Source organism: Actinoplanes regularis, from assembly GCF_900188005.1.
Taxonomy (GTDB): domain Bacteria; phylum Actinomycetota; class Actinomycetes; order Mycobacteriales; family Micromonosporaceae; genus Actinoplanes; species Actinoplanes regularis.
On the sequence record NZ_FZNR01000003.1, the window covers coordinates 232,651 to 244,560 of the forward strand.

At 66.5% G+C, this 11,910-nt stretch carries 11 protein-coding genes; all 11 read left to right on the forward strand.

What is annotated here, in order from left to right:
* Window positions 1-32: 32 nt before the first annotated feature.
* Window positions 33-3,920, forward strand: coding sequence for a DNA-directed RNA polymerase subunit beta' (locus CHC09_RS10605; protein WP_089292864.1), 3,888 nt, complete (start codon window positions 33-35; stop codon window positions 3,918-3,920).
* A 67-nt stretch (window positions 3,921-3,987) separates the two neighbouring features.
* A complete protein-coding gene (locus CHC09_RS10610; protein WP_089292865.1) occupies window positions 3,988-4,335 on the forward strand; it encodes a hypothetical protein in 348 nt (115 codons plus the stop codon).
* Between the two features lie 170 nt (window positions 4,336-4,505).
* Window positions 4,506-4,877 (forward strand): hypothetical protein, encoded by a 372-nt coding sequence (locus CHC09_RS10615; protein ID WP_089293186.1) that lies wholly within the window; start codon window positions 4,506-4,508, stop codon window positions 4,875-4,877.
* 410 nt (window positions 4,878-5,287) lie between these two features.
* On the forward strand, window positions 5,288-5,662 hold the full coding sequence (gene rpsL, locus CHC09_RS10620; protein WP_007465318.1) for a 30S ribosomal protein S12: 375 nt from the start codon (window positions 5,288-5,290) through the stop codon (window positions 5,660-5,662).
* A 1-nt stretch (window position 5,663) separates the two neighbouring features.
* Window positions 5,664-6,134 (forward strand): 30S ribosomal protein S7, encoded by a 471-nt coding sequence (gene rpsG / locus CHC09_RS10625; RefSeq protein ID WP_043531103.1) that lies wholly within the window; start codon window positions 5,664-5,666, stop codon window positions 6,132-6,134.
* 85 nt (window positions 6,135-6,219) lie between these two features.
* On the forward strand, window positions 6,220-8,316 hold the full coding sequence (gene fusA, locus CHC09_RS10630; protein WP_089293187.1) for an elongation factor G: 2,097 nt from the start codon (window positions 6,220-6,222) through the stop codon (window positions 8,314-8,316).
* Window positions 8,317-8,434: 118 nt separating this feature from the next.
* Window positions 8,435-9,628: an elongation factor Tu gene (gene tuf, locus CHC09_RS10635; protein WP_089292866.1), complete on the forward strand. Its 1,194-nt coding sequence runs from the start codon at window positions 8,435-8,437 to the stop codon at window positions 9,626-9,628.
* 367 nt (window positions 9,629-9,995) lie between these two features.
* On the forward strand, window positions 9,996-10,304 hold the full coding sequence (rpsJ, locus tag CHC09_RS10640; RefSeq protein WP_007073037.1) for a 30S ribosomal protein S10: 309 nt from the start codon (window positions 9,996-9,998) through the stop codon (window positions 10,302-10,304).
* A gap of 12 nt (window positions 10,305-10,316) precedes the next feature.
* Entirely contained in the window at window positions 10,317-10,967 is a 651-nt protein-coding gene (gene rplC, locus CHC09_RS10645; RefSeq protein WP_089292867.1) for a 50S ribosomal protein L3, read from the forward strand.
* Window positions 10,964-11,611 (forward strand): 50S ribosomal protein L4, encoded by a 648-nt coding sequence (rplD, locus tag CHC09_RS10650; protein ID WP_089292868.1) that lies wholly within the window; start codon window positions 10,964-10,966, stop codon window positions 11,609-11,611. Before rplC ends, rplD begins: the two co-directional genes overlap by 4 nt.
* On the forward strand, window positions 11,608-11,910 hold the full coding sequence (gene rplW / locus CHC09_RS10655; RefSeq protein ID WP_089292869.1) for a 50S ribosomal protein L23: 303 nt from the start codon (window positions 11,608-11,610) through the stop codon (window positions 11,908-11,910). The genes rplD and rplW overlap by 4 nt, the downstream gene beginning before the upstream one ends.

Below are 11,910 nucleotides of genomic sequence, written 5' to 3' on the forward strand. Positions count from 1 at the left end.
ACCCGAGCAACGAAACACGAGGGATAGTCCAAGTGCTCGACGTCAACTTCTTCGACGAGTTGCGCATCGGCCTGGCTACCGCTGACGACATCCGGCAGTGGTCGCACGGCGAGGTCAAGAAGCCCGAGACGATCAACTACCGCACCCTCAAGCCCGAGAAGGACGGACTCTTCTGCGAGAAGATCTTCGGTCCGCAGCGGGACTGGGAGTGCTACTGCGGTAAGTACAAGCGGGTCCGGTTCAAGGGCATCATCTGTGAGCGCTGCGGCGTCGAGGTGACCCGGTCCAAGGTCCGCCGTGAGCGAATGGGTCACATCGAGCTGGCCGCCTCGGTCACGCACATCTGGTACTTCAAGGGTGTGCCGAGCCGTCTGGGTTACCTGCTCGACCTGGCTCCCAAGGATCTCGAGAAGATCATCTACTTCGCCTCGTACGTGATCACGAGCGTTGACGCCGAGTCGCGTCACCGTGACATGTCCACGATCGAGAACGAGATCTTCGCGGAGAAGCGGCAGTCGGAGAACGGCCGCGACTCGGAGATCGAGAAGCGTGCCGCCAAGCTGGAGCAGGACCTCGCCGAGCTCGAGGCCGAGGGTGCCAAGGCCGACGTGCGCCGCAAGGTCAAGGAAGCCGGCGAGCGCGAGATGCGCCAGATCCGGGACAAGGCGCAGCGCGAGATCGACCGTCTCGACGAGGTGCTCGACACCTTCCGCAAGCTCGACTCCAAGCAGCTGGTCACCGACGAGCTGCTCTACCGCGAGCTGCGCGACCGCTTCGGTGAGTACTTCACCGGTGGCATGGGCGCCGAGGCGATCAAGGCCCTGCTCCAGAACATGGACCTGGACGCCGAGGCGGAGAACCTCCGGGAGATCATCCGTACCGGTAAGGGCCAGCGGAAGATCCGGGCGCTCAAGCGGCTGAAGGTCGTCGCGGCGTTCCTGAACACCCGCAACTCGCCGCTCGGCATGGTGCTGGACTGCGTCCCGGTCATCCCGCCGGACCTGCGCCCGATGGTGCAGCTCGACGGTGGCCGGTTCGCGACGTCGGACCTGAACGACCTGTACCGCCGGGTCATCAACCGGAACAACCGGCTCAAGCGACTGATCGACCTCGGCGCGCCCGAGATCATCGTCAACAACGAGAAGCGGATGCTGCAGGAGGCCGTCGACGCGCTGTTCGACAACGGCCGCCGTGGCCGGCCGGTCACCGGCCCGGGTAACCGCCCGCTGAAGTCGCTCTCCGACATGCTCAAGGGTAAGCAGGGCCGGTTCCGTCAGAACCTGCTCGGCAAGCGCGTCGACTACTCCGGCCGTTCGGTCATCGTCGTCGGCCCGCGGCTCAAGCTGCACCAGTGCGGTCTGCCCAAGCAGATGGCGCTGGAGCTGTTCAAGCCGTTCGTGATGAAGCGCCTGGTCGACCTGAACCACGCGCAGAACATCAAGTCCGCCAAGCGGATGGTCGAGCGTCAGCGTCCGGTCGTCTGGGACGTGCTGGAGGAGGTCATCAGCGAGCACCCGGTGCTGCTGAACCGTGCTCCGACCCTGCACCGACTGGGCATCCAGGCCTTCGAGCCCCAGCTGGTCGAGGGCAAGGCGATCCAGATCCACCCGCTCGTCTGTACCGCGTTCAACGCGGACTTCGACGGTGACCAGATGGCGGTGCACGTGCCGCTGTCGTCCGAGGCGCAGGCCGAGGCCCGGATCCTGATGCTGTCGTCGAACAACATCCTGAAGCCGGCCGACGGCAAGCCGGTCACCATGCCGACCCAGGACATGGTCATCGGCCTGTACCACCTGACGCACCTCACCAAGGGTGCCAAGGGTGAGGGCCGGGTCTTCAGCTCCGACGCTGAGGCGCGGATGGCGTTCGACAACGGTGAGCTGCACCTGCAGGCCCCCGTCAAGATCCGTCTCCGGGACGTCATCGGGGTCGACAACGGCGCGAAGGCCGACGCGGCGGAGATCCCGGAGGGCTGGGTCGAGGGTGACCCGCTGCTCGTCGAGACCACTCTCGGCCGGGTGATCTTCAACGAGACGCTGCCGCCGGGCTACCGCTTCGTGAACTACGAGATCCGCAAGGGTCAGCTGTCGGCGATCGTCAACGACCTCGCCGAGCGCTTCCCCAAGGTCGCCCTGGCCGCGACCCTGGACGCGCTCAAGGAGGCCGGCTTCCACTGGGCCACCTGGTCCGGTGTGACGATCGGCATGGGCGACGTCATCGGTCCCCCGCGCAAGCCGGAGATCCTGGCTCGCTACCAGGTCGAGGCCGACCGGATCGACAAGCAGTACCAGCGTGGTCTGATGACCGCCGAGGAACGTCGCGGCGAGCTCATCGAGATCTGGACCAAGGCGACGAACGAGATCTCCAAGGAGATGGAGACCGCGCTGCCGCAGGAGAACCCGCTCTGGGTCATGATCAACTCCGGCGCTCGCGGTAACCTGCTCCAGCTCCGGCAGATCGCCGCGATCCGTGGTCTGGTGGCCAACCCGAAGGGTGAGATCATCCCGCGGCCGATCACCTCGTCGTACCGCGAGGGTCTGACCGTGCTGGAGTACTTCATCTCCACCCACGGTGCCCGTAAGGGTCTGGCCGACACCGCGCTGCGTACCGCCGACTCGGGTTACCTGACCCGGCGTCTGGTGGACGTCTCGCAGGACGTCATCATCCGCGAGGAGGACTGCGGCACCGACCGCGCCATCCCGATGGCGGTCGGTGAGCGGGTCGACGGCAACCTGGTCGTGCACACCCACTCGGAGACCGGTGCGCACGCCCGCACCATCGCCGACGACATCACCGACGCGAACGGCAACCTGGTCGTCGCCCGGGGCACGGACCTCAACTCGATCATCGTCGACCAGCTGGTCGCCGCCGGTGTCGAGAACGTCCGGGTCCGCAGCGTGCTGACCTGTGAGTCGAAGCTGGGCGTCTGCGCGGCCTGCTACGGCCGTTCGCTGCCGACCGGCAAGGCGGTCGACATCGGCGAGGCGGTCGGCATCATCGCGGCCCAGTCGATCGGTGAGCCGGGTACCCAGCTGACGATGCGTACCTTCCACACCGGTGGTGTCGCGGGTGAGGACATCACCCAGGGTCTGCCGCGTGTTCAGGAGATCTTCGAGGCTCGGGTGCCGAAGGGTAAGGCGCCGATCGCCGACACCCCCGGTCGCATCCGGATCGAGGACGGCGAGCGGTCGCGGAAGATCATCGTGATCCCGGACGACGGCAGCGAGGAGATCGTGTACGACAAGATCTCCAAGCGGGTCAAGCTGCGGGCGCACGACGGCGACCACGTGCAGGTCGGCGAGAAGCTCACCGAGGGCACCATCGACCCGCACGAGCTGCTGCGCATCATGGGCCCGCGCGCGGTCCAGGTCCACCTGACCAGTGAGGTCCAGGAGGTCTACCGCTCGCAGGGTGTGCTCATCCACGACAAGCACATCGAGATCATCATTCGCCAGATGCTCAAGCGGGTGACGGTCATCGACTCCGGCGCGACCGAGTTCCTGCCGGGCATCCTGGTCGACCGGGCGCTCTTCGAGTCGGAGAACCGCCGGCTCGTGGGCGAGGGTGGCGAGCCCGCCGCCGGTCGTCCGGTGCTGATGGGTATCACCAAGGCCTCGCTGGCGACCGACTCCTGGCTCTCGGCGGCCTCCTTCCAGGAGACCACCCGGGTGCTCACCGACGCTGCGATCAACTCGCGTAGCGACTCGCTGGTGGGCCTCAAGGAGAACGTCATCATCGGTAAGCTCATCCCGGCCGGTACCGGTATCTCCAAGTACCGCAACATCCGGGTCGAGCCGACCGAGGAGGCCAAGGCCAAGGTGTACTCGATGACCGGGTACCCCGAGACCGACTACGGCTTCGGGCCGGCCAGTGGCCAGGCGGTTCCGCTGGACGACTTCGATTTCGGGTCGTACCGCTAAGGTTCTGCATCCGGTGGGGCGGTCGCGCATGGCGCGGCCGCCCCACCGGCGTTTCTAAGATGGTCGGGTGACCGCTCAACTCGTGCCCGCACGCCACCCACTGGACCCGGAGCCGACGGCCTCGACGAAGGCCCGGGCGGTGTTCGTGCTCGGTCTGGTGGGGCTGCTGACCGGTCCACTGGTCGGCGGAGTGATTCCCGCCACGGTCGCGTTGCTGCTGGCCCGTCAGACCGCCAGAGAGGCGTATGCGGCCGGTGGCTACCTCACCGGCGGCAAGTGGATCCGCCGCGGCCGCAAGCTGGCCTGGGCCGGGCTGGTGCTGGCGCTGACCTCGCTGGTGGTGGCCATGATCGCGGGCCTGCTGCACCTGGCTGCGGCGCCGGTCGGGACGGATTTCGCTCCCGGCACCGACTGAGTCGCCGCGATGCCGGCGGTGCCGCGGCGTACCGGGCGGGATGCGCGACGGCTCGTCCGGGTGACATGCTTCTGAACATGATGCAACCCCCACCTCCGCCGCCGTACGGTCAGCCGCCCTACGGCCCGCCGCTGCCGCAGCAGTCGGTGAGCGGGTGGGAAACCGAGCGGGTGGACGTCCTGGGCGGGACCGGGTTCGGGCTGGTCCAGCTCCGGGTGGTGCCGATCACCTCGGGCCTGGCGATCGGTGCCCTGATCGCCGGGATCGCCTCGATCCTGGTGTCGATCCTGGTCATCTGTTTCGGCGCCGGCGGCGCGGGCCCGTGGGTTGCCGGCGCATTCACACTGCTCAGCGCGCTGGCCGGCGGGGGAGCCGCGGTCGCCGCGGTGCTGGCGCTGCGGCAGATCCGCCGCTCGGGAGAGCCGGGCCGGGTCCGGTTCACCGGGCGCGGACTGGCGATCTCGGGCATCGTCTGTGGTGGTGCCGGAGCGGCGATATCGTTCCTGGCGTTGTTTCTGGGAGTGTTGTTACAGACTTCCTAACGGTGGCCGGTGCGTGGATCCGGCACCGCGGCATTGCCGTGCCGAGGCACCCGGTACACTGGTATACGGAGATGTCCATCGTGGGAGTCTGGGTTCATTTTGACCTGGGTGCTTAGGGTGGGTACTCTTTCCCCTCGTGCCCGGGCTCGCCCGGGCAACTCGTGCGTGCACCCGAATCGGTAGGTACGACGGGTATTGCGGCACGACGGGCAGGACTCGGTGTGAGCCCCTGTCCCGACAAAGACAAGATCCGGAACGCGTGCGTTGTGCACGCGCGAAGGGACCGTGAGCCGGACGACACGCCCGACCGCGGGTGCGGGACACTCCCTCCAGGGAGGCCTCGCACACAGTGGCATAAAACGACGGTGCGGCCGCTAACAGGAAGCGGCCGAAGGGAGCGGAGAAACCCGGTGCCCACGATCCAGCAGCTGGTCCGTAAGGGCCGCCAGGCGAAGACGACCAAGACGAAGACGCCGGCACTGAAGGGAAGCCCTCAGCGGCGCGGCGTGTGTACCCGCGTGTACACCACCACCCCCAAGAAGCCGAACTCGGCGCTCCGCAAGGTCGCTCGCGTGAAGCTGAGCAGCCAGATCGAGGTCACGGCGTACATCCCGGGTGTCGGTCACAACCTGCAGGAGCACTCCATCGTGCTCGTGCGCGGCGGCCGTGTGAAGGACCTCCCCGGCGTCCGCTACAAGATCGTTCGTGGTTCGCTCGACACCCAGGGTGTCCGGAACCGCAAGCAGGCCCGCAGCCGATACGGCGCGAAGAAGGAGAAGAGCTGACATGCCGCGTAAGGGCCCCGCTCCGCGTCACCCGGTGGTCGCTGACCCGGTGTACAACTCGCCGCTGGTGACCCAGCTGGTGAACAAGATCCTGATCGGTGGCAAGCGTCAGCTCGCCGAGCGCATCGTGTACGGCGCCCTCGAGGGTGCCCGCGAGAAGAGCGGCACCGACCCGGTGGTCATCCTCAAGCGCGCGATGGACAACGTGAAGCCGACCCTCGAGGTCCGCAGCCGCCGCGTTGGTGGCGCGACCTACCAGGTGCCGGTCGAGGTCCGTACCCCGCGTCAGACCACCCTCGGTCTGCGCTGGCTGGTCCAGTACTCCAAGGCCCGCCGTGAGAAGACCATGATCGAGCGGCTGCAGAACGAGCTGCTCGACGCCAGCAACGGCCTCGGCGCCGCGGTCAAGCGTCGCGAGGACACCCACAAGATGGCGGAGTCCAACAAGGCCTTCGCGCACTACCGCTGGTAAGACCCTGTTGTGGGCCCGGTAATCCGCCGGGCCACGGCAGTCGTACCGGTTCACGAGACGACGACGAAGAAAAGTAGGGATGGACGTGGCCGCCGCAGACGCGCTCGCCAAGGTTCGCAACATCGGCATCATGGCGCACATCGACGCTGGTAAGACGACGACGACTGAGCGCATCCTGTTCTACACCGGCATCACCTACAAAATTGGTGAGGTTCATGAGGGCGGCGCCGTCATGGACTGGATGGAGCAGGAGCAGGAACGCGGTATCACCATCACCTCCGCCGCCACGAAGTGCGAGTGGAAGGGCCACACGATCCAGATCATCGACACGCCCGGCCACGTCGACTTCACGGTCGAGGTCGAGCGGTCGCTGCGGGTCCTGGACGGCGCGGTGGCGGTGTACGACGGTGTGGCCGGCGTGGAGCCCCAGACCGAGAACGTCTGGCGCCAGGCGGACAAGTACCACGTCCCCCGGATGTGCTTCGTCAACAAGCTCGACCGGACCGGCGCCGACTTCTTCCGCTGCGTGCAGATGATGATCGACCGGCTCAACGCCACGCCGCTCGTCCTGCAGATCCCGATCGGGCTCGAGGGCGACCACATCGGTGTCGTCGACCTGATCAACATGAAGGCGCTCACCTGGCGCGGGGAGACCCAGAAGGGTGAGGACTACGCGGTCGAGGAGATTCCGGCCGATCTGGTCGACTCCGCGAACGAGTGGCGCGACAAGCTCATCGAGACCCTGGCCGACGTCGACGACGCGGTGATGGAGAAGTACCTCGAGGGCGAAGAGGTCTCGATCGACGAGATCAAGGCCGCCATCCGGCGCGCCACGATCGCCAGCAAGGCCAACCCGGTTCTGTGTGGCTCGGCGTTCAAGAACAAGGGCGTTCAGCCCATGCTCGACGCCGTCATCGAGTACCTCCCGTCGCCGCTGGACATCCCGGCGATCGAGGGCACCGCGACCGACGGTGAGACCCCGATGCTGCGCAAGCCGTCGAACTCCGAGCCGTTCTCCGGCCTGGCGTTCAAGATCCAGACGGACAAGCACCTCGGCAAGCTGACCTACGTCCGGGTCTACTCCGGCACGCTCGACTCCGGTTCCCAGGTGGTCAACTCCACCAAGGACCGCAAGGAGCGGATCGGCAAGATCTACCAGATGCACGCGAACAAGCGTGAGGAGCGCGCCACCGCGCAGGCCGGCGACATCATCGCCGTCCAGGGTCTCAAGCAGACCACCACCGGTGACACGCTCAGCGACCCGGCGAACCCGGTCATCCTGGAGTCGATGACCTTCCCGGAGCCGGTCATCCAGGTCGCCATCGAGCCGAAGACCAAGTCGGACCAGGAGAAGCTGGGCACCGCGATCCAGCGCCTGGCCGAGGAGGACCCGACCTTCCGCGTCTTCAACGACGAGGAGACCGGCCAGACGATCATCGCCGGTATGGGCGAGCTCCACCTGGACATCCTGGTGGACCGCATGCGCCGCGAGTTCAACGTCGAGGCCAACATCGGTAAGCCGCAGGTGGCGTACCGTGAGACGATCCGCGGCACCGTGGAGAAGCACACGTACGTCCACAAGAAGCAGACCGGTGGCTCCGGCCAGTACGCGAAGGTCGTTGTCAACGTCGAGCCGCTTTCGCTCGACGCCGACGGCCCCACGTACGAGTTCGTGAACGCCGTGACCGGTGGTCGCATCCCCAAGGAGTTCATCCCCTCGGTGGACGCGGGCGCGCAGGACTCCCTGCAGTACGGCGTCCTCGCCGGCTACCCGCTGGTCGGCGTGAAGTTCACGCTGGTCGACGGTCAGTACCACGAGGTCGACTCGTCCGAGATGGCGTTCAAGATCGCCGGCTCCATGGCGATGAAGGAAGTGGCCCGCAAGGCCGACCCCGCGCTGCTGGAGCCGATGATGTCCGTCGAGGTCACCACCCCTGAGGACAACATGGGTGACGTGATCGGCGACCTCAACTCCCGTCGTGGCATGATCCAGTCGATGGAGGAGCGTCACGGCGCCCGCGTCGTGAAGGCTCTGGTGCCGCTCTCGGAGATGTTCGGCTACGTCGGCGACCTGCGGTCGAAGACTGCCGGCCGGGCTAGCTACAGCATGCAGTTCGACTCCTACGCCGAGGTTCCGCAGAACGTGGCGAAGGAGATCATCGCTAAGGCCACCGGCGCCTGACGCGTTGAGGCACGTGCGGCCTGTCGAGGGCCGCACGTGCACGAGCAGTCGACAGAGTCCTGAGCGCCTTATCGGCGTGCCGGGCGAAAAGTAATGATCAGTCCACAGGAGGACACCAGTGGCGAAGGCGAAGTTCGAGCGGACTAAGCCGCACGTCAACATCGGCACCATTGGTCACATCGACCACGGTAAGACGACGCTGACTGCGGCCATCACGAAGGTCCTGCACGACGAGTTCCCGGACCTGAACCCGTACACCCCGTTCGACGAGATCGACAAGGCGCCGGAGGAGAAGGCCCGCGGCATCACGATCTCGATCGCGCACGTCGAGTACCAGACCGCGGCGCGCCACTACGCGCACGTGGACTGCCCCGGCCACGCTGACTACATCAAGAACATGATCACCGGTGCCGCGCAGATGGACGGCGCGATCCTGGTGGTTGCCGCGACCGACGGCCCGATGCCGCAGACCAAGGAGCACGTGCTCCTGGCCCGCCAGGTCGGCGTTCCGTACATCGTCGTCGCCCTGAACAAGAGCGACATGGTCGAGGACGAGGAGCTCCTGGAGCTCGTCGAGCTCGAGGTCCGCGAGCTGCTGAGCACCTACGAGTTCCCGGGCGACGACCTGCCGGTCGTGCGCGTGTCGGCGCTCAAGGCGCTCGAGGGCGACCCGGAGTGGACCGGCCGTCTCATGGAGCTGATGAACGCGGTCGACACCGCGATCCCGCAGCCCGAGCGTGAGACCGAGAAGCCGTTCCTCATGCCGATCGAGGACGTCTTCACGATCACCGGTCGTGGCACCGTGGTGACCGGTCGCGCCGAGCGCGGCATCCTCAAGCCGAACGAGGAGGTCGAGATCGTCGGTATCCGCGAGAAGTCGACCAAGACCGTTTGCACCGGCATCGAGATGTTCCGCAAGCTGCTCGACGAGGCCCGCGCGGGTGAGAACGTCGGTCTGCTGCTCCGCGGCATCAAGCGCGAGGACGTCGAGCGCGGCATGGTCGTGGTCAAGCCCGGCACCAGCACTCCGCACACGGAGTTCGAGGGCCAGGTTTACATCCTCTCGAAGGAGGAGGGTGGCCGGCACACGCCGTTCTTCCAGAACTACCGGCCGCAGTTCTACTTCCGTACCACGGACGTCACCGGCGTCGTCACGCTGCCCGAGGGCACCGAGATGGTCATGCCCGGCGACTCCACCTCGATGGCCGTGAAGCTGATCCAGCCGATCGCCATGGAGCAGGGCCTGAAGTTCGCGATCCGTGAGGGTGGCCGCACCGTCGGCGCCGGCACGGTCACGAAGATCACCAAGTGATTGCGGGTTGTCCAGGGCAAACGTCCTGGACAACCCTCATCGGTGACCCCGATTAGCAATGCTGGGTTTGATCCGGCATACTAGTCAGGTTGCGTCCGCGCGGGGTGGATGGCTGCTGCTGTAGCTATCCACCCTCGCCGGGTGTCCGGGTGTGTTTCTTGCCGCCCGGCGCCCCAGATCCCCGCGATCGCGTTCGTCCCGGAAAGATCGGGGCGGAGGCCGGAAGCAGAGTGCCCAGCATTCTGTGACGAGGCGCGACACGCCCGACCGCGGGGGTCGGACAACGCAGGATCAACGGTCCTGCGGGCATGCGGAGGCCACCCGCTTCCGCACGTAGCGGCATCGAGAGAAGGAAACAGAAGCCACCATGGCGGGACAGAAGATCCGCATCCGGCTCAAGGCCTATGACCACGAGGTCGTCGACTCCTCGGCGCGGAAGATCGTCGAGACGGTGACGCGTACCGGGGCGCAGGTCGCGGGCCCGGTGCCGCTGCCCACGGAGATCAACCGTTTCTGCGTGATCCGTTCGCCGCACAAGTACAAGGACTCGCGCGAGCACTTCGAGATGCGCACGCACAAGCGTCTGATCGACATCATCGACCCGACTCCGAAGACGGTCGACTCGCTCATGCGCCTCGACCTGCCGGCTGGCGTCGACATCGAGATCAAGCTGTAGGGATCCGGACAAATGGACAGGCAAGTAAAGGGGATCCTGGGCGCCAAGCTCGGCATGACCCAGGTCTGGGACAACAACAAGGTCGTCCCGGTGACCGTGGTTCAGGCCGGCCCGTGCGTTGTGACTCAGGTCCGTACTGACGAGAAGGACGGCTACTCGGCTGTCCAGCTGGCCTACGGCGCGATTGACCCTCGCAAGGTCAACAAGCCCGAGAGCGGCCACTTCGCGAAGGCTGGTGTGTCGCCGCGGCGCCACGTCGTCGAGCTGCGTACCACCGACGCCGGAGCGTACGAGCTCGGCCAGGAGGTCACGGTCGAGGCGTTCGGCGCGGGTACGTCGATCGACGTCACCGGCAAGACCAAGGGCAAGGGCTACGCCGGTGTCATGAAGCGGCACGGCTTCCACGGTCTGCGCGCCAGCCACGGTGTCGAGCGCAAGCACCGCTCGCCCGGTTCGATCGGCGCCTGCGCGACCCCGGGTCGCGTCTTCAAGGGCGTCAAGATGGCCGGCCGCATGGGTAGCAAGCGCTTCACCGTGCAGAACCTGACGGTTCAGGCGGTCGACACCGAGCGCAACCTGATCCTGGTCCGCGGCGCTGTGCCCGGTCCGAAGGGCGCGCTGATCCTGGTCCGTACTGCGGCCAAGAAGGGTGGTGCCAAGTGAGCTCGGTTGACGTGATCAACGCTGAGGGCACCAAGACCGGCTCGGTCGAGCTGCCCGGCAACGTCTTCGACGCGCAGGCGAACATCCCGCTGATGCACCAGGTCGTCGTGGCGCAGCTGGCCGCGGCCCGGCAGGGTACGCACAAGGCGAAGAGCCGCGGTGAGGTCGCCGGTGGCGGCAAGAAGCCGTACAAGCAGAAGGGCACCGGTCGCGCCCGTCAGGGCTCGATCCGCGCGCCGCAGTTCACCGGTGGTGGCGTCGTGCACGGCCCCGTGCCGCGTGACTACAGCCAGCGGACCCCCAAGAAGATGAAGGCCGCCGCTCTGCGTGGCGCCCTCTCCGACCGGGCCCGTGACGGCCGCGTGTTCGTCGTCGAGTCCTTCGTCACCGGCGAGACGCCGTCGACCAAGGCTGCCGTCGCCACGCTGCGGAAGGTCGCGCAGACCAACAAGATCCTTGTCGTGCTGGACAGCCAGGACGAGCTGAACTGGATCTCGCTGCGTAACGAGCCGACCGTGCACCTCATCGAGGCCGGCCAGCTGAACACCTACGACGTGCTGGTCTCCGACGAGGTCGTCTTCACCAAGGTCGCGCTCGACGAGTTCCTGGGCGGGTCCGAGAAGTCCGAGGAGGGCGACAAGTGAGCACGATCGCCGACCCGCGCGACATCATCGTCGCCCCGGTGGTCTCCGAGAAGAGCTACAGCGTTCTCGACCAGAACTGGTACACGTTCCTCGTCCACCCGGACGCGAACAAGACCGAGATCAAGATCGCGATCCAGCAGATCTTCAATGTCCGCGTGCTGACGGTGAACACCATCAACCGCCAGGGCAAGCGCAAGCGCACCAAGACCGGTTTCGGTCAGCGCAAGGCGACCAAGCGCGCTCTGGTGAAGCTGGCTGACGGTGACCGTATCGAGGCCTTCGGCGGCCCGGTCAGCTAA